The sequence below is a fragment of the Priestia sp. USM5 genome (assembly GCF_058323215.1).
The window spans coordinates 1,719,960-1,737,366 of the sequence record NZ_JBSGKN010000001.1 but is presented as its reverse complement, the minus strand read 5'-3'; the positions used below and the strand labels follow the sequence as shown (position 1 = coordinate 1,737,366).

Sequence of the window (17,407 nt, the reverse complement as noted above, 5' to 3'; positions counted from 1 at the left end):
ACATTAAGCCGTTGTTTCAACTGGCTTCACACTCTGAACTTCTCTTGGCTTTTTCGTTGCGACAATGGTTAAAACTGCCGCAAGGAATAATGATCCAGCCATAAAGATATAGGAAGCGCCAAACCCTCCTGTTGATCCATTTAAAAATCCTACAATATAAGAACCGGCAAATGAACCAAGTGCCCCCATGCTATTGATTAAAGCCATCGCTCCTCCGGCAACATTACGCGGTAAAATTTCAGGAATAATCGCAAAGAACGGTCCGTACGGAGCATACATCGTTCCTCCGGCGATAACGAGTAAAGTAAAAGAAAGCCAGAAGTTGCTTGTGCCAACTAAATAAGATCCGTAAAAGGCAAGAGCTCCTACTAATAAGAACGGCCATACAAATGCGCTTCGTTTTAAAAACTTATCTGATAGATATGAAACCGTTAACATTAGTACGACTGCTAATACGTAAGGAACGGACGCTAACCACCCTGTCTTCACTATACTCATGTTAGGCGCTGCTTTAATAATAGACGGCAGCCACATAACAAATCCGTAGACGCCAATACTCCATAAAGCATATTGAATGCTTAATAAAATGACAGTACGATTTTTGAAAGCTTCTTTATAGCCTTTAACAGGTTTGATTCCTTCTTGTTCTTTTTGCAGCGCATCGTGTAAATCTGCTTTTTCTTTTTTCGACAGCCAGCCTGCATCTTTTGGCTCGTCGTTTACTAGTTTCCACCATAAAAACGCCCAAATAACAGCTGGAAAACCTTCTAAAATAAACATCCATCTCCAGCCAAATGATTCTAGTAAATATCCAGAAACAATTGACATCCAAAGAACGGTTGCCGGGTTTCCTAAAATTAAGAACGTGTTGGCTCTAGAACGTTCTGCTTTTGTAAACCAGTGGCTTAAAAAAACGAGCATAGCGGGCATGACGGCACTTTCCACTACTCCTAAAGCAAATCGAATAACAAACAAAAATCCGACGTGGCTTACCATACCCGTAGCTGTAGCAAGTGCTCCCCATAAAATCAGAGACCAAAAAATCAGCTTTTTGGCGCTTTTATTTTCAGCATAGTGAGCGCCTGGAATTTGGAAAAAGAAATAACCTAAGAAAAAGAGCGATCCTAATAAAGACGAAATACCTGGCGTAATATGAAGATCTTCTGCCAGCCCTGCCGCTGCTCCAAACCCGTAGTTTGCGCGGTCTAAATATGCAAGGCTATACGTAATAAATACGATAGGAATTAACCGAAGCCATCTTTTTTTTGCTAGCTGCTGTTTCATTATCACTTCACTCCTTGTTTTTGGGATTCCATATATTTTTGCAACTGCTGTTCAGTTGGATATCCGTCGTTATCTCCAGGGCTTTGTACAGCTAATGACCCAATAGCATTTGCTCTCATGACAGATTGAGTAAGAGAATCATGTTGAAGAAGTCCGCTTAACAGCCCTACTGCAAAGCCGTCTCCTGCACCGACTGTATCCACTATTTGTTTGACTTTTATTCCTTCAACCATTCCTTGCTCTTTAGCCGTCTTAAAAAAGGCTCCTTGTTCACCTAGTTTAATAACGACAAGCTCTACGCCTGCATCTAAATAGTAAGAAGCGATGTCTTCTGGGTTTTCGTATCCGGTTAAAATTTTCCCTTCTTCAATGCCTGGCAGAACGTAGTTTGCTTGTTTAGCAGCTTCGTTGATTGTAAAAATCATTTCCTCTTTTGATGTCCAAAGAGTCGGTCGCAGGTTCGGGTCAAAGGAAACCGTTCTTCCAGCTGCTTTCATCGAGGTAAGCGCGTGTAGAGCAAATTCACGCATGCTTGCTGACACAGCAAGCGGTATTCCTGTCATATGCATGTGTTTTGTCGCTAAAAAATAGTTTCGATTAAAATCGCGTGGGTGCAAGTGACTGGCTGCCGAATTTTTTCGGAAGTAACAAACTTCCGGATCTCCCACTTCCACTTTTGATTTAATTTGAAAGCCTGTTGAATGTTCGCTATCTACTAGTACACAATCGGTGTTGACCGACTCCTCTTGTAGCCGTTTCATAATAAACGTACCGAAAGGATCATTGCCGACTTTGCTCACCCACCCTGCGCGCAGACCGAGACGAGCGAGACCAATTGCTACATTTGTTTCTGCTCCGGCTAGCTCTTTTGTATAATGCTTAATCTCATACAGCGGTCCTGGTTGTTCTGCCATGAACATCGCCATTGCTTCTCCGAAGGTAATAACGTCTAATGAATTCATTGCACTTCCTCCTGTTCTGCTGCTTGCACCAATGAAATGAAGCGGGGGATTTGTTCCGGTTCATCGATTGGAAACTCTAAAGCTTTAAAAATCGAATGAGAAAACCCTTTCAAAATATCTTTCCACATTTCATTTGAATCGTTTGATATAGAGGTTGTTACTAGCTTTCCGCTATTTTTTATTACGTGTTTAATATGAATATAGCCTACAAAGGACCTTAGCTTTTTGATTGCTTCCTGGGGTCGTTCCTGTACATAAAGCCAGTTACCAATATCAAACGTCATGGAAACAGGAATTTCGTAAACGTTATCAAAAAATGCGTGCAAAGATGCTATGTTGCCTCCATAACTGGTTTGATCGTTTTCCACAAATAGATGTAAAGCTGGAAATGCCTGCAATAGCTCCTGCAATTCCCCTATAGGTGATTGTGGCTGATAAAAACCAAGAGAAACTTTTACCCACTGAGCGCCAAGTGATACGGCTTCTTCAAGAATAGATTTTAATTCTTGTTTGTTTAACTCTCCACTTTCTTTCCACAGTTCGATTGGAGCCGAATATACTGTAAAAAGCGGATATCTTTTTAATTCTTCGGCAATAAGCTCAATCTCTTGATCTACTTTTTTCATTAACTCTCTTCGAATTTCCACTCCATGTACTTGCTGTTCATATATTCTCCCAATCATGGTGTGCTGAGAGTTTGTCGTTTCAAATGCATTTAAAGGAATAATGATATGATTCATAAATCGACCTACCTTTCTTATTATACTAGCTAACCACTTACTAAACCGGTTTAGTAAATCGATTTATCTAAATTATAAGACTATTGAAAGCGCTTTTCAAGCTTTTTTTATAAATTATAAAAAAAAAGAAACAACACGGCGTTATGCCGTGTTGTTTCTTAGTGATCTTCTGTGCTTTTTACTAAATTGCGATCTTGTTGATAAATATCATAGATTAAGAAACTAAAACCATAGTACAAGACCATGATTACAACTGACTTTGTCATGATAAATAAAGCGCCTAGCCCGATACCAACTAACAGCGTCTGGACACTCAAACGGTCACGCTGAAAAGCTAGCTGTGATAGGAAATAACCAATACCAATTAAAATAGCCAACACCCATGTATTTTGAATGGCTAATACATAGTGACTATATAAATAAAAGCTAGGAAAATAGACGGTGCTTTCTACGAAGCTGGAAATACCGCTGTATGCAAGCCACCACTTTTGCTCTCTTTCTGTTTTAGGAACGGTTGCCTCAATTGACGTGGGCATCTCCTGTTCCACAAAAACCGTTTCTCCATGATCTTTCATCCATTGGATCATAATGGAAATAATAATAAAACCTGCAAAGATTAAAAGCAGCAGATATTCAATCCACGCTGGATACGGAGCCGTCCGGTGAATCGTATCTAGATATACTCCCTGCAATCCTAACATAGAAAGTGGAACCGCATGGTATACCATCACCGCAATATAAAATAGTAAAATTAGCACATAAAAAAAGAACTGTTCTTTGTAGTAGCGAATTTTTTTGCCTTCTGAAGCAATTCGCTTAACAGTCACGCTCTCCAAGTACGGACGAATAATGCTTATGATAATAATAAGACACGTAAATACAATCATATAGTTATGTAATCACCTTTTCAACTTCATTATGTAACATTTTTTTCCATCCGTGAGAACAGGTGGTTAACAGCCTCTGTCCTTTCTTATAGTACCAAAAAACTAAACTTTTTGACAATCCTGATTTATCAATTAGGAAGATGAAATAAGCGTAGCTACATTAATACCGCTAATTGTGACCATAGGAGATCCCCCGCCTGGGTGAGTCGTTCCTCCTACAAAATATAAGTTTTTAACATCTTTTGAGACGTTGCTTGGACGAAGAAAACTATCCATTTTCCGATTTGAACTCACTCCATACAAAGCGCCTTTAAATGCACCAAAGGTTTGTTCAATTTCACATGGAGTAACAATTCGTTCATGTACAAGCGAGGGCTCAATATCTAAACCAAACTGAGAAAGCTTGCGATAGACAACCTCTCTGTAAGATTTCATTTTTTCTTGATTCGCTTCTTTTACAGCAGGGGCATTCACTAAAATAAATAAATTATCACCCGGAGCTACCGTGTTATCGGTATACGAAGAATTACAAACGTAAATGGTAGGGTCGGTTGGAAGCGTTTTTTGCTGAAATAGTTCATAGAATTCCTGCTTGTAATCCTGAGAAAAGTACACTTGATGATGAATCAGCTGAGAAAAGCGCTTTTTAACTGCTGCCATAATTACATAGGCTGATATGGAAGGCTCAAATTCAGCTGCTTTTTTGTTTTTAAAATGAGGTCTATCCTGCTCTTTTACGAGTGCCGGATAGGCATTTAGCAAGTCCCCGTTTACAATAACGATATCCGCGTCTATCTTTTCTTCTCCATTCACTTCCACTCCGACAGCCCGCTTACTTTTTACTACTATTTCAGTCACGCTGCAGTTTGTATACAGCTTTCCGCCGGCTTTTTGGAACACATGCCCCAGCCCTTTTGCAATTCTAGTATTTCCTCCTTTTACATAGTACACCCCGTCATTCATTTCTAAGTGTCCAATCAGTGAAAAGGTAGCCGGCGATGTATAAGGTGAAGATCCAATATAGGTTGCGTATCGATTAAATGCATTTCGAATGTTTTCATTTCGAAAAAAGCGCTGATGAAACGTATCTACTGTTTCAAACGGCCTTACTTGCAGCAGTGCTTTTAATAGAGAAGGGTTTGTGTAATCTTTCCATGACGAAAATGTCCGATAGAAAAATTGACTTTTTGCAATGTCATATATTCTTTTTACTTCTTTTAAATAGGCCGGGTATTGTTTAGCAGCAAAGGGGTCGAGACGTTCAAGCTGCTCAATCATTTTTCGTTCGTCGATAGACATGGAAAATTGTGAACCGTCGGTGAAGAAATTATTTGTATGATTCGTTAGTTTGACAAGAGGCATATAGTCTTCTGCACGTTCGCCCGCTTGCTCAAATAACCACTGAAAAACTTCTGGCATTGTAATGGTATTAGGCCCGAAATCAAAAGAATATTCTCCTAGCTGCACAGGCATCATTTTTCCGCCTACGTGCTCGTTTTTTTCAACGATTGTGACATCGAACCCTTTTGTTTGAAGAAGAACTCCTGCAGCTAATCCGCCTAATCCTGCCCCGACAATTAGTACTTTTTTCATTGATAATGTCTTCCTTTCCATTCATATCCCTGCTTTTTTCGTTCACGCTTCATAGAATGGTTCATCAGCAGCATCAGCACAATTGCGGATGCCGGCATAGTAAGAAACAAAAGCCCTTTTTGCTGAGCCGATTGGTCAATTAAAAACCGCTGTAAAAGCATGATGCAAAAAGGCATAATCCAAAGCATGTTGCCTGTAAGAATTCCTGCTATAAACAAAGGAAGCGGCAGCACATAGTAACAGGCAAAAAAAACGCTCAGTATCCAAACTGCTTTAGCGGATCGGCCTAGACCAACAAAGATATTTTTAGCAAACCCATTCCATACTTCTTCAGTTGTTTCATACATATAACAGCTAACGTGAGACGTAATATTGGCTAAAATAACGCGCTGTTTCTTTTTCTTAAAAAGCTGAGCTAGATGCACATCTTCTACTAGTGAAGTTTTAACAGCTTCATGTCCTCCTGCGATCTCATAAGCTTCTTTTTTTATAAACATAAAAGCACCGTGAGCTGCTGAAGCTTTGCTCACCTTGTTACGGTTCGCTACCACAACCGGTAAATAGCTAAAAACAACAACATGCTGAAGCGGAACAACCAATGCTTCTAACCACGTTTTTACGGGAAAACGTGGAAACCCTGTTAAAAGAGCGGCTTTTGTCGCTTGTGCGGTGGCTAAAGTATGTTCTAGCGTGCGTTCTTTGAGCTGTACATCGGCATCTACAAACAATAAATAGTCTCCATTTGCAGCTTGCGACAGCTGGTGACAGGCATGAACTTTTCCTACCCACCCTTCTTTCAGCTCTTTTCCTTCTATGATGGTAAACCTTGAATCTCCGTGAATTTCTTTCAAAAGCTTTGTTCGTGTTTCATCTGTGGACTGATCGTCTAGTATGACACATTCTAGATTGCTGTACGTTAATCCTTTAACAGAAGAAATGATTCGCTTTACATTTCGTTCTTCGTTTCGCATTGGAATCAAAATAGAAATGAGAGGCTGAGGTGTTTTTGAATTCAACTTGTATCTATTTAATTTAGGCATTGCTTGAATATTTACAATGGTCAGAAGCAGCATCAAAATAAATAAAAGCATATAGTAAATCATTCTTTCACCTTCGCTTTCCACCACGTTAACCACTCGCTAAGCGTCTTTCGTCCTTTTAATAAAACCGTAAATTCCTCGTCGTTTTCTTGAATGATTTTTTGTTTTTGATGATCGAGCTGAGCAGTGACTGCACCGGCTAGCGTTTTGGTTATATCTTCTCTTGCATTGGCTAAGTCGTAAAAAACAGCTTGCCCTACCCAGATAAAAAGCTCCGGTCGCTGATCATGGCGAAACGTATAATAATATGTAATGGGAATAACTTCAACGTCAGATTGCTTTTTTAGAAGAAAAGCAGGTCCTTCAGAAAAAGCTAACGGTCTTTTCTCAAGATGCTCTTCTTTTCCTTGAGGAAAAACAAGCACCGCTTTTTTATCTGCTAACAGCCTACTGGCAAACCTTAACGATTCCATCGTATGCTTCGGAGACGCTGCATTTACTGAAAAAGCCCCGATTCGTTGAAAAAAAGGAAAATCCTTCATTCCTTGTTCAGACATCATAGCGTATAGATCTGTTTTTAATACTGCGTTATTTAAATAAAATGTCACTAAACCGTCCCACCAGCTGGAATGATTAGCAATTAATAAAATTTTTTTATCTTTTGGGAGCTCTTCTATATGTAAATGAATACGATAAAACTGTTTTTTGAGCTGATATGTGACAAACAGTTGAAAAAAGCGCTCAAATAGTGAGTTTTTCTTCGGATAAATCATAAGCGAGTCTCCTTTTTATACACAATATAAAGAATAAGAAAAGGAATCATCGTCAGCCATACCACAAGCCACAGGCCATTTACTAATGCTACAATTACAAACATCATGACGACTGCACTATACAAAAACACCATTCTTCTTTCCCATACCGGCTCTTCTTCTTTAGGAACCTTAGCTAAAAAGAAATATACGACCAGCTGAATGAAGAAAGACAGTAAAAACCAGCCGGAGAAATTGGATAAAGGAATATTATAATAAAAGCTGTCCCCTTCCCACACCCAATATTGTTTAACAATATAGGCAACGGGATCAATAGCCAAATCCATAATAACAGCAAATAGCGAACTAATGACCGCATAGGCAATTCCATGGACAATAAACGGCAGCTCCATGCGCTTCATAATTCCGAGAGCTAATATTCTGCTTGTGATTACGACCATAAACCAAGCCGATCCAATGGTCAGAGGAACTCCTAAAATTTTGGCGCCAAAATCTTTTTCATAATCGTAGGATCCAAACAAAAACCCATGTTTAACACCTAGACTTTCGACATAAATAGATGCGCCTGTCACAAATACGGCAACGACCAGTGCCCGCCTTACTCCATAGGCTTTAGCTAGATAAATAAGAGCAAGAAGACTGCTCAAGTGTAAAAAAACAGCATTTGCCCATTCTAACCATGAAGGCAGCAAATCAAATGAAAGCAAAACGACTCCGCATACGTACCAAATAAGAAAAAAACGATAAATACCATTTGTGATCATCGATTCACCTTCTCTCCAGCTTCTTTTTATCAAATTGCTATTATATAAGCTTGTACACATTCTCTCCATTTTCAATGTGCTCTTTTCTATGAGTAGAACACACTCTCTTAAGATTATGTGAAAATAGCCACTGTTAGTACGTTCCCTAAATAAGAGACTTTATTACTTATTTATAAACAAAAATAAAATAAACGTCCATTAAAATCTACGGATGTATAGATTGAAATGACGTTTATTTTTTCTTATGTATATACACTTCTAATAACTTTTTGGCAATGAGTCCAATAACCAGTCCCGGTACAACAGACAGCATAGGGAGCCAAATTGGGCCTATAAAAACACCGTTGATGGTTGTCACTGAGGAATACATAATGCCTACTGTAACAAAATAAGCACAGGAGACAAAAGGAATAAATGTAAATCTCGATGCGCCGTTTTCTGCTTCTTTAACAGCATCCCAAATTGCAAAAAAATATAAACATGGATAAAACATTAACCACTGCATGTTCATTACCTCGAGGGATTGCTTTGTTTCCCCCAAAAAGCTTAAGCGAATGCCTTCATTAAAATTTGCGCCCATATTAATGAGAAATTCAAGTACAATAAACAAAATTCCTTTTATATGTTTTTTGTTTAGTAATTGTCCAAAGCCTGGCAACGCAATGCTCCATAAAAGAGCTTCTAGTCTAGTCACGTTCTATCCCAACATTTTGGCGTATAAAAGAACTCCACAGCATGATATCAGTAGAAATTTTGTCCATAGTTATCAACCTCACAATAATTTACTTATAGTTTTTGTAAATGTAAAATTTTTATACTACATCTCCTTTAATATTTGTAACTTATTGTAAATTGATAAATGTTTTAGCTATTCAACCAGACATTTTCGTTTAGAATTTTCTGTTTATTAAAACAAAAGCGTGCGATATACTAGTTTTATACGTACGAAAGGATGAGAAAGCTGACATGGAAACAAGTTTTTTTTCAATTTTAATACTAGGATTTTTTTTAGGAATCAAGCATGCTCTAGAACCAGATCACATTATCGCTGTATCAACCATTGCTTCAAAAAGTAAAAAGCTGTGGCGCTCTTCGCTTGCAGGAGTATACTGGGGGATTGGTCATACGCTTACGCTGTTTATTTTTGGCATGATTTTAATAGTGTTAAAAAGCAGTATTTCTGAACGTATGAGCATGTCACTTGAATTTTTAGTGGGCATTATGCTCGTTTATCTCGGTTTTACATCGTTTCTGTCTTACAAAAAACAAGTGCATACGCATCACGAAAAAACGTCTTACTTAAAGTCATTAGGCATTGGCTTTGTTCATGGACTGGCCGGAAGCGCAGCGATGGTTGTAGTAACGATGAGCACCGTTACTCACGTATGGCAAGGTGCGCTGTACATTATCATTTTTGGAATCGGCACTTGTCTTGGCATGCTGTTATTTACGACGGTTATTGGAATTCCATTCGTTACAACTAAAAAGCAAGTGACGTTAAACCGCTGGTTGATGCAGGTAACAGGTGCTGTCAGCATTATATTTGGCCTCTATTATATGTATAATTTAGGTGTAAGCGACGGATTATTTAGTCTGTGGTTCTAACAGAGCATAAAACATAATGAAAATAATTCAATCTAAAGACGAATAAGTAGGATAAATGATCTGGACTGCTTGTTCCACAGCTGTTGATTTCTGTGCAAGACTTCGCTTTGTCCTCTAATCAACGGCTAGAACGAACTACATACAGGAAACCTACGTTCACCCTACCAATAAAAAATCCGAACGAATTTGATTCTCTATCAAGAGTTCAGCTCGTTCGGATTTTTCTTTAACTACTATACTTTTGTACAGGCACTTTAATACTTACGCAAAAGTGATACTTCAGCTTTTAATAACTCCTGCCGGAACAATCCGTATACTTTGACGATTATCTCTTCCACTTCTTGTGTACTAGCAGCTAGTATTCGAATAGCACATCCGGAAATCGGAAGTGCGGAAGCTCCTGCTTTACAGCCTGCCTCTTCGCACAGCTGATGTACTTTCGCTATAAATGCGTCGTCGGCGTTTGGATGAACAATAATAATCGATCCAAAATGAGTATACCCTTCCATTTTCATCATGCCGCGCAGATGGTTTTCTGGCTTCAAGTATAAGTGATCGTATACCTTCAGCTGCTTTTTTACATACAGTTTCAGCTTGGAACGCATAGAGGTATATTGAAACAGCTGCCCATCCGGCGACCACCCCGGGGTGATGCTGTCACACATAAACAAAGCAGCGTTTTCTGCCATATGAACCGTTATTTCTTGGACAAATGCAGCATTTTCATACAAAATAAGCGGGTCTGGTATATATTCCATGATGGATTGTTCTTCAAGGGTTATGCACGTTTCTTGTAAAACAGCTGCGTTCGGTGTTTTGTACACCTTTGTCGCAGATTGAGTAGTAGCAGTCAGCTGAGCATTTTTCTCGACCGTTATCATCGTTTTGTATTTGTCTCCACTCACGTATCCCCCGCCTACGTGAAGCATATAAACAAAAGGTGATTCAGGAGTCATGTAAATAGGTCTGGCAACTTTGAAAGCCCCGTAATGATAAGTATCTTTAATAACCGTTCGCTCACTGTTTCTTTCTGCACGAAGCTCTAAATAACCCGTGTAGCTCATGATTCAAGGCCGATTAAAAAGGCCTCTTTTTTGATCCATTCTATCACTTGATTGAGCCCTTTATCTTCTTTTAAATTGGTGAAAACAAAAGGCTTGTGCCCTCTCGCTTGGATTGTATCTTTTTCCATTACTTCTAAACTCGCTCCTACATATGGGGCTAAATCTGTTTTGTTGATAATGAATAAATCAGATTTAATCATTCCTTGACCGCCTTTACGCGGGATTTTTTCTCCTTGTGCTACATCGATGATATAAATTGAAAAATCAACGAGCTCTGGGCTAAACGTTGCGGCTAAATTATCTCCTCCGCTTTCTACAAAAATAAGTTCAACATCGGGGTGACGTTCCACTAACTCATCAATTGCAGCAAAGTTCATGGATGCATCTTCTCGAATAGCTGTATGAGGACATCCTCCTGTTTCTACTCCTACGATACGATTTTCTGGCAAAATACTGTTTTTTACTAGAAACTGTGCATCTTCTTTTGTATAAATATCGTTTGTAATGACTGCCATACTGAGCTGCCCTTCTAGCGCACGCGTTAATCGTTCTACTAACATTGTTTTTCCTGCACCAACAGGTCCACCAATTCCAATTTTAATTGCATCCATTTTTTATGCCTTCATCATTCGAAGGCCTTCCCTCCTTTTTTATGACATGAACAATCGAACATGCAGTTGTTCATGCTGCATTTGAGCAATTTCTAACCCTGGTGTCACGGCACCAAATTCCTCTTGATCTGCTTGCAAAATATGCTGAAGCGCTTGCTGCAGCAGCGGCTGAAAAAGAACGAGCGTTTTTTGCCCATCGGTTTGGCCGATTGGTATGCCGCGAACAGCATTTTGAATTAATGAAGAGATGCTAGCGTACAAATGACTTAAAATTGCCTCTTCTTTTGTAATGTTTAACTGCAGGCTGGCTAATGCAAATACAACAGCAGGATGTCCGTACGCCTTCTTTGCTTTTACTTCACTCATATACTTTTCTAAATAAGAGCCTTGAAATAACTCTAAGCAAAGCTTTAACATGCGCTGGCCCACCCGTCTTGTCCCTTCTCTTGTTTCTTTTGACAAAGCAAGAGCGTATAGTTCATGATCAATTCTCATAATTTCGTTAAACTGGTCACGAACAGCATACTCATAAGCCAGCCTGCATGCTAAGCCGTCCGTATACGTCAGCTGAACATCAAGGTATGTACGAAGCGCTTCTTGAAAGGTTTCTGTGTCGTAAATTTGATTTCGCTGAATATACGTTTCAAAACCAAACGAATGCGAAAATGCACCCGATGGGAAATTTGAATCACATAGTTGAATCAGCGAAAGCAATGAATTAGTCATGACTATGTCCGATATGCTTAAAAGCTTGTTTTACTTTTCTTTTTTCGCGCTTATAGGGAATGTTGAGCTGCTGAAGCAATTCTTCGACTAAATAATCGTACTGTACAAGCATGTCTCCACCTTCAAACTGCGCCGGCAAATGGCGGTTCCCAAGCTGATGAGCAATTTCTCCCATCTGCTGAATATCAATCGGCTGAATGGTCAAAATATCGTCTGCCAGAACTTGCACAACAATCATATTGCTTTCATCCATAAATAGTACATCGCCATCAACTAACTCGCGGTTTTCTTTCAGACGAATTCCGAGTTCCTTACCGTGATCTGTTACAACGCGCTGAACGCGTTTTACTAAGTGATCACTTTCGATATATACCTTTTCTATATGTGGAGCTCGTTTTTCTAATGTTGCTATATTTCCGATAATTTTTTCGATTACCATTTTTTCACCTCAAAATAAAAAGTATCGCTGCGCCATAGGCACAACTTCTGCCGCTTCACATGTAATCATTTGTCCATCTATTTTTACTTCGTACGTTTGGGGATCAACTTCAATCTTAGGCATTTCTCCATTTAACTTCATATCTGTTTTTTTTAACTGACGAATATCTTTTACTGGTTTAAGCAGCTTTTGTAACCCTAGTTTTTCGCCCACTTTGTTCTCATACGCTGCTTTTGACACAAACGTAACGGAGGTTTTAGCTCTTGCTTTTCCATAAGAAGCAAACATCGGACGATATAAGACCGGCTGTGGGGTTGGAATTGAAGCGTTAGGGTCTCCCATTAAGCTGTGAGCAATTAAACCGCCTTTTACAATCAAGTCAGGCTTTATTCCAAAAAACGCTGGCTCCCATAGGACTAAGTCAGCTATTTTCCCTGTTTCTACCGATCCTACGTATTCGGAAATTCCATGAGCGATAGCTGGATTAATCGTATATTTAGCTACATAGCGTTTGACACGTGCGTTATCGCCGACTTCGCTGTCACCATCAATTTTTCCTCGCTGCTTTTTCATCTTATCAGCTGTTTGCCACGTTCGTGTAATCACTTCTCCTACACGTCCCATTGCTTGAGAATCTGAAGAAATCATACTGAATACACCTAAATCGTGTAAAATATCTTCAGCTGCAATCGTTTCTTTGCGAATGCGGGAATCAGCAAAAGCGATGTCTTCTGGTACAGCAGGATCAAGATGATGACATACCATGAGCATATCTAAATGCTCTTCAAGCGTGTTGACCGTATAGGGTCTTGTTGGATTAGTTGATGATGGAAGCACGTTTGGAAAGCTTGCCATTTCCATAATATCAGGTGCATGCCCGCCTCCAGCTCCTTCAGTATGGTAGGTATGAATGACTCGATCACCAATTGCTGCAATCGTATCTTCAACAAAGCCGCCTTCATTTAAAGTATCTGTATGAATCGCAATTTGAACATCGTACTCGTCTGCTACTTGCAGGCTTGTGTCGATGGCAGATGCCGTGGTTCCCCAGTCTTCGTGAAGCTTTAGTCCAATTGCTCCTGCTTTAATTTGTTCAATTAAAGGCTCTTTCGCACTTGCATTTCCTTTTCCTAAAAAGCCAATATTCATCGGAAATGCTTCAGCGGCTTCAAGCATTCGTTCGATATGCCACGCTCCGGGTGTACAAGTGGTAGCCTTTGTTCCTGTAGCAGGTCCTGTTCCTCCTCCAATCATCGTTGTCACGCCAGAGGCAAGGGCGGTTTCAATTTGCTGCGGACAAATGAAATGAATATGCGCATCAATACCGCCCGCGGTTACAATTTTCCCTTCAGCTGCAATTACTTCCGTACTCGCACCAATGATGATGTCTACTTCATCCATCAACAGCGGATTACCCGCTTTTCCAATAGTTTGAATGAGTCCATCTTTTATTCCAATATCTGCTTTATATATGCCTGTATAATCAACGATAATGGCATTTGTCAACACTAAGTCCGCTGCTTCACTTCGCGTTGCAAGAGGATGCTGCCCCATTCCGTCACGAATCACTTTTCCTCCGCCAAACTTTACTTCATCTCCGTAGGTTGTGAAATCTTTTTCAATTTCAATAAATAGCTCTGTGTCTGCTAAACGAACAGCATCTCCAACGGTTGGTCCAAACATATCTGCATACTGACGTCGCGACATTTGAAAACTCATCTTATGCATCTTCCTTTCTATCAGAAAGCGATCTGTTTGTTTTATTGTTCAGACCGTAAATTTCTCTTGTTCCGGAAAAAGCAACCAGCTCTACTTCTTTTGCATCACCTGGCTCAAAGCGAACGGCTGTACCGGCTGGAATATTTAAATGATAGCCAAGCGCAGCTTCGCGGGGGAATTCGAGCGCGGCATTCACTTCAAAAAAATGAAAATGTGAACCTACTTGAACGGGGCGGTCGCCTCTATTGATTACAGTCACGCTAATCGATTGCTTTCTGTTATTACATGTGATGGGTTCTTTTTTTAAGACGTATTCCCCTGGAATCATATTTTTCCCTCCTCTTAACGAATTGGATCGTGAACAGTGACGAGCTTGGTTCCGTCTGGAAAGGTAGCTTCTACTTGAATATCATGAATCATTTCAGGAATACCTTCCATTACATCTTCTCGTTTTAAAATCTTGGTACCTTCTCGCATTAGCTGTGCTACCGTCTTGCCATCGCGAGCTCCTTCCATAATTTCATATGTAATGATCGCTACTGCCTCGGGATAGTTAAGTTTTAATCCTCTTGTCTGACGGCGTCTTGCTAAGTCTGCAGCTACGACAATCATTAATTTTTCTTGTTCTCTCGACGTAAGTTTCAATGAAAGCTTCCTTTCTGCTAATCTATTTTCTTGTTAACATCAAATGTGATATTTTCTAACACAAATACACAACTAATTATATTAAATTTTCTGATAAAAAACAAAGGATTTATATCTTTCGATAAAAAAAGATGAGCATATTTGCTCACCTTTTACTCTTCTGAAATCACTTGTGTTTTCCATTTCTGCAGGTGTTTCCAACCTAGACCTTCAGCTAGCTGACGTTTTGCATAGTCTACTCCTTCTTCAATAGAAGTTTCATAGCCAAATAAATAATAGCGCAAGCCGGCGTTTAATACTACTTGATTATAGACATAAGTCAGTTCGGAAGAAGATTCACCCTCCAAAATGCGCGTCACATATGCCGCTTGTTTTTCAACACTTATTTTCTTTTCAAAGTGTTCTTCTTCCACAAACAGTCCGTATTCTTTTGGATTGACAATAAACGACTCCATCTCTCCTTCTGAGATAGTAAAAACAAAGCTGCTTCTATGTACAGGTACATCTTCAGATCCTTCTATACCTTGCACCACGTATACATGTTTAAACGGGAGCGAAGCAAAAATGGGCACAATTTTGTTAATGGCCGTGCGGTGAAAAGCGCCCATCATTAAAGAAGAAGCATTTGATAAATTTAATAGTTTTTCAACCGTATTAATTAGTGTTCTTACGCCAATTTCATGACGAATTTGTTTGATGCGACTAAGAGGATAAGAGATTGTTTCAGCATTTACAAAGCCAATTTTTAATGTTTCTAACGTATGACCGATGTCTTCAATCGTTTGAGCTTGAGGGATCTGTAATGAATGAAGTACATCTTCAATCGTTGTTCCAAACTTTGGAGGAAGCGCTTCTGTACAGTGTAAAAAAGCTGGCACACCTCTTTCAGCTAATAAAATCGATACAGGAATGGTCGCAAAAAATGAATTTCTCCCTGCATAAGGGCTTGCAAAATCAATTGATTTATCTTTTAACGGCTGAGACAGCGGTATCTCTTTTGTTTTTTCGCGAAAAGCATGAACGAATCCCAATAGTTCATCTGCATTTTCGGTTTTAATACGTTCCGCAATAAAAAAAGCAGCGACCTGAGCATCCGTAGCTTGTCCAGAAGCGATTAAGCGAGCTGCTTCTTTTGCTTGTTCATACGTTAAGTCAGTTGATCCTCTTTTTCCGCGCGCTATTTCTTTGATAAATTGTTGCATATCGTACACTTCCTTTTTAACTGAATATTTGTACATTGTATCACATATTTCCTTTGCTCCTTAGATTATCTTCTATCAGGTACGCAAACTGCTAAAAAATATGAAATTAAAGGAAAAGTACTAGTTCTTTTATAACCTAATATAGTATAATCTATCTGCTATACTATTATTTGGATATTTGGGGGACTTTACAAATGAAAAAAGAGAAACTACTTGTACCATTTATAGCAGCATCCGTTTTAGTAGGAGCATCGGTGACAACGCCTGTTTTTAGCCACTCTGCTTATGCTGCTTCTTCTGTGAGCGTTTATCAAAAAGACGTTAATTCGCTAGCAGATTATTACGCACCATTTTATAAAACCGTAGAAAAAAAGCTAAAAGAAATTGAAGGAATAAAAGATGACGAAAAAGCGTTAGCGGCATATGATCAGCTTGCGGATCAAATTGACCAGTTTCTAACAAAGACTGATAAAAATTACGCGATGAATCATCTTAATTCAGAAGCTGATCAGCTTCAAGGGTATTTATATGACAGCTTAATTGCTCTTTACAATTACATTGTAGATCTTGAAGACTATGCGTTTGGAGATGTAAGTGACGCGGAATTTAATAAGATCTCTGCAAATTTTGAAAAAGAAATCAACGCATACAATACGCAATTTCAGCAAAAAGCGAAGAGCTATAAAACGAAGCGAAAAGTAACGTTTAGCGCAAATATGAGTTATTTGCTTGATGAAGATATTCAACCTTCACCAACAGCTCCATCTACACCGGCTGATAACAATGGCACCTACATGGTGAAAAAGGGAGACACGCTGACAGCAGTCGCTAAAAAGTACGGCATGACGGTAGCTGAATTAAAAAAATTAAACAATTTAAAAACAGATGCGCTAAAAGTTGGACAAGTGCTGAAAGTGAAAAGTACAAGCGCACCTGCGCCGGCTCCAGCACCCCAAACTTCTGTTAGTGCAAAACAGCAGCAAATCGTATCGTATGCCAAAACGCTAATTGGAAAGCCATATAAATATGGAGGAACGACACCAAAAGGTTTTGATGTATCAGGGTACACACAGTATGTATATAAAAACGCGGGTTCAACTATTTCTATCCCCCGTACAGTAGCAGATCAGTATAAAAGCGGAACGGACGTAAAGCAAAACAGTCTGCAGGCTGGAGATTTAGTTTTCTTTAAAAACGGCAAATCCGTTTCAGTCGTAGGAATTTACCTAGACAAACAAGAATTCATTTATGTCAGCAGCAAAGGCGTTAAAACGCAATCACTTTCAACAGCGTACTGGAAAAACAGCTATGCGGGCGCAAAGCGTATTATAAAGTAAAAAGAGGTGCCTTATG

Annotated in this window: 19 protein-coding genes; 2 read left to right on the top strand and 17 right to left on the bottom strand. The window is 39.3% G+C overall.

What is annotated here, in order from left to right; genetic code table 11:
* Window positions 1-3: 3 nt before the first annotated feature.
* The 9 genes from ACWATA_RS09535 to ACWATA_RS09495 form a co-directional block, all read right to left on the bottom strand.
* Window positions 4-1,284 carry an MFS transporter gene (locus tag ACWATA_RS09535; RefSeq protein WP_013083743.1) on the bottom strand — a complete coding sequence of 427 codons (1,281 nt, stop codon included), beginning with the start codon at window positions 1,282-1,284 and terminating at the stop codon, window positions 4-6.
* Window positions 1,285-1,286: 2 nt separating this feature from the next.
* Entirely contained in the window at window positions 1,287-2,246 is a 960-nt protein-coding gene (locus ACWATA_RS09530) for a sugar kinase (RefSeq protein ID WP_028412831.1), read from the bottom strand.
* The gene (locus ACWATA_RS09525; RefSeq protein ID WP_473049782.1) at window positions 2,243-2,986 is read right to left on the bottom strand and encodes a sugar phosphate isomerase/epimerase family protein; all 744 of its coding nucleotides are present in this window, start codon (window positions 2,984-2,986) and stop codon (window positions 2,243-2,245) included. Before ACWATA_RS09525 ends, ACWATA_RS09530 begins: the two co-directional genes overlap by 4 nt.
* Window positions 2,987-3,144: 158 nt before the next feature.
* Entirely contained in the window at window positions 3,145-3,873 is a 729-nt protein-coding gene (locus ACWATA_RS09520) for a hypothetical protein (RefSeq protein WP_028412829.1), read from the bottom strand.
* 132 nt (window positions 3,874-4,005) lie between these two features.
* Window positions 4,006-5,466 carry a phytoene desaturase family protein gene (locus ACWATA_RS09515; RefSeq protein ID WP_028412828.1) on the bottom strand — a complete coding sequence of 487 codons (1,461 nt, stop codon included), beginning with the start codon at window positions 5,464-5,466 and terminating at the stop codon, window positions 4,006-4,008.
* Window positions 5,463-6,569, bottom strand: coding sequence for a glycosyltransferase family 2 protein (locus ACWATA_RS09510; protein WP_028412827.1), 1,107 nt, complete (start codon window positions 6,567-6,569; stop codon window positions 5,463-5,465). The genes ACWATA_RS09515 and ACWATA_RS09510 overlap by 4 nt, the downstream gene beginning before the upstream one ends.
* Window positions 6,566-7,279 carry a lysophospholipid acyltransferase family protein gene (locus ACWATA_RS09505; protein ID WP_099000315.1) on the bottom strand — a complete coding sequence of 238 codons (714 nt, stop codon included), beginning with the start codon at window positions 7,277-7,279 and terminating at the stop codon, window positions 6,566-6,568. Before ACWATA_RS09505 ends, ACWATA_RS09510 begins: the two co-directional genes overlap by 4 nt.
* Window positions 7,276-8,043, bottom strand: a complete 768-nt coding sequence (locus tag ACWATA_RS09500; protein WP_028412825.1) for a carotenoid biosynthesis protein — start codon at window positions 8,041-8,043, stop codon at window positions 7,276-7,278. Before ACWATA_RS09500 ends, ACWATA_RS09505 begins: the two co-directional genes overlap by 4 nt.
* A gap of 232 nt (window positions 8,044-8,275) precedes the next feature.
* On the bottom strand, window positions 8,276-8,737 hold the full coding sequence (locus ACWATA_RS09495) for a hypothetical protein (protein ID WP_033579442.1): 462 nt from the start codon (window positions 8,735-8,737) through the stop codon (window positions 8,276-8,278).
* 272 nt (window positions 8,738-9,009) lie between these two features.
* On the opposite strand from ACWATA_RS09495, the gene ACWATA_RS09490 reads away from it, so the two are divergent.
* Window positions 9,010-9,648 (top strand): HoxN/HupN/NixA family nickel/cobalt transporter, encoded by a 639-nt coding sequence (locus ACWATA_RS09490; RefSeq protein WP_098113312.1) that lies wholly within the window; start codon window positions 9,010-9,012, stop codon window positions 9,646-9,648.
* A gap of 254 nt (window positions 9,649-9,902) precedes the next feature.
* Here ACWATA_RS09490 and ACWATA_RS09485 read toward each other — a convergent pair whose 3' ends face one another.
* The 8 genes from ACWATA_RS09485 to ACWATA_RS09450 all read right to left on the bottom strand — a co-directional run bounded on the left by ACWATA_RS09485 (window position 9,903) and on the right by ACWATA_RS09450 (window position 16,054).
* Window positions 9,903-10,712: an urease accessory protein UreD gene (locus tag ACWATA_RS09485; protein ID WP_098113311.1), complete on the bottom strand. Its 810-nt coding sequence runs from the start codon at window positions 10,710-10,712 to the stop codon at window positions 9,903-9,905.
* Window positions 10,709-11,323, bottom strand: coding sequence for an urease accessory protein UreG (gene ureG, locus ACWATA_RS09480; protein ID WP_028412821.1), 615 nt, complete (start codon window positions 11,321-11,323; stop codon window positions 10,709-10,711). Before ureG ends, ACWATA_RS09485 begins: the two co-directional genes overlap by 4 nt.
* Window positions 11,324-11,362: 39 nt before the next feature.
* A complete protein-coding gene (locus ACWATA_RS09475; RefSeq protein WP_028412820.1) occupies window positions 11,363-12,049 on the bottom strand; it encodes an urease accessory protein UreF in 687 nt (228 codons plus the stop codon).
* Window positions 12,042-12,488, bottom strand: coding sequence for an urease accessory protein UreE (ureE, locus tag ACWATA_RS09470; RefSeq protein ID WP_028412819.1), 447 nt, complete (start codon window positions 12,486-12,488; stop codon window positions 12,042-12,044). The genes ACWATA_RS09475 and ureE overlap by 8 nt, the downstream gene beginning before the upstream one ends.
* 9 nt (window positions 12,489-12,497) lie before the next feature.
* The gene (gene ureC, locus ACWATA_RS09465; protein ID WP_028412818.1) at window positions 12,498-14,207 is read right to left on the bottom strand and encodes an urease subunit alpha; all 1,710 of its coding nucleotides are present in this window, start codon (window positions 14,205-14,207) and stop codon (window positions 12,498-12,500) included.
* Between the two features lies 1 nt (window position 14,208).
* Window positions 14,209-14,535 (bottom strand): urease subunit beta, encoded by a 327-nt coding sequence (locus tag ACWATA_RS09460; protein WP_028412817.1) that lies wholly within the window; start codon window positions 14,533-14,535, stop codon window positions 14,209-14,211.
* Window positions 14,536-14,549: 14 nt separating this feature from the next.
* A complete protein-coding gene (locus ACWATA_RS09455) occupies window positions 14,550-14,852 on the bottom strand; it encodes an urease subunit gamma (protein WP_013057659.1) in 303 nt (100 codons plus the stop codon).
* Window positions 14,853-15,004: 152 nt separating this feature from the next.
* Window positions 15,005-16,054 carry an anthranilate phosphoribosyltransferase gene (locus ACWATA_RS09450; protein WP_028412816.1) on the bottom strand — a complete coding sequence of 350 codons (1,050 nt, stop codon included), beginning with the start codon at window positions 16,052-16,054 and terminating at the stop codon, window positions 15,005-15,007.
* Window positions 16,055-16,248: 194 nt separating this feature from the next.
* On the opposite strand from ACWATA_RS09450, the gene ACWATA_RS09445 reads away from it, so the two are divergent.
* Complete coding sequence (locus ACWATA_RS09445; protein ID WP_473049781.1) at window positions 16,249-17,391, top strand: C40 family peptidase; 1,143 nt, start codon at window positions 16,249-16,251, stop codon at window positions 17,389-17,391.
* Window positions 17,392-17,407: the final 16 nt, after the last annotated feature.

Bases quoted from the DNA above. Each gene is read 5' to 3' on its own strand.
- ureC (WP_028412818.1), bottom strand. From the start codon at position 14,207: ATGAGTTTTCAAATGTCGCGACGTCAGTATGCAGATATGTTTGGACCA.
- ACWATA_RS09510 (WP_028412827.1), bottom strand. From the start codon at position 6,569: ATGATTTACTATATGCTTTTATTTATTTTGATGCTGCTTCTGACCATT.
- ACWATA_RS09485 (WP_098113311.1), bottom strand. From the start codon at position 10,712: ATGAGCTACACGGGTTATTTAGAGCTTCGTGCAGAAAGAAACAGTGAG.
- ACWATA_RS09505 (WP_099000315.1), bottom strand. From the start codon at position 7,279: ATGATTTATCCGAAGAAAAACTCACTATTTGAGCGCTTTTTTCAACTG.
- ACWATA_RS09445 (WP_473049781.1), top strand. From the start codon at position 16,249: ATGAAAAAAGAGAAACTACTTGTACCATTTATAGCAGCATCCGTTTTA.
- ACWATA_RS09450 (WP_028412816.1), bottom strand. From the start codon at position 16,054: ATGCAACAATTTATCAAAGAAATAGCGCGCGGAAAAAGAGGATCAACT.
- ACWATA_RS09475 (WP_028412820.1), bottom strand. From the start codon at position 12,049: ATGACTAATTCATTGCTTTCGCTGATTCAACTATGTGATTCAAATTTC.
- ACWATA_RS09530 (WP_028412831.1), bottom strand. From the start codon at position 2,246: ATGAATTCATTAGACGTTATTACCTTCGGAGAAGCAATGGCGATGTTC.
- ACWATA_RS09535 (WP_013083743.1), bottom strand. From the start codon at position 1,284: ATGAAACAGCAGCTAGCAAAAAAAAGATGGCTTCGGTTAATTCCTATC.
- ACWATA_RS09515 (WP_028412828.1), bottom strand. From the start codon at position 5,466: ATGAAAAAAGTACTAATTGTCGGGGCAGGATTAGGCGGATTAGCTGCA.
- ACWATA_RS09500 (WP_028412825.1), bottom strand. From the start codon at position 8,043: ATGATCACAAATGGTATTTATCGTTTTTTTCTTATTTGGTACGTATGC.
- ureG (WP_028412821.1), bottom strand. From the start codon at position 11,323: ATGGATGCAATTAAAATTGGAATTGGTGGACCTGTTGGTGCAGGAAAA.
- ACWATA_RS09490 (WP_098113312.1), top strand. From the start codon at position 9,010: ATGGAAACAAGTTTTTTTTCAATTTTAATACTAGGATTTTTTTTAGGA.
- ACWATA_RS09460 (WP_028412817.1), bottom strand. From the start codon at position 14,535: ATGATTCCAGGGGAATACGTCTTAAAAAAAGAACCCATCACATGTAAT.
- ACWATA_RS09520 (WP_028412829.1), bottom strand. From the start codon at position 3,873: ATGATTGTATTTACGTGTCTTATTATTATCATAAGCATTATTCGTCCG.
- ACWATA_RS09525 (WP_473049782.1), bottom strand. From the start codon at position 2,986: ATGAATCATATCATTATTCCTTTAAATGCATTTGAAACGACAAACTCT.
- ureE (WP_028412819.1), bottom strand. From the start codon at position 12,488: ATGGTAATCGAAAAAATTATCGGAAATATAGCAACATTAGAAAAACGA.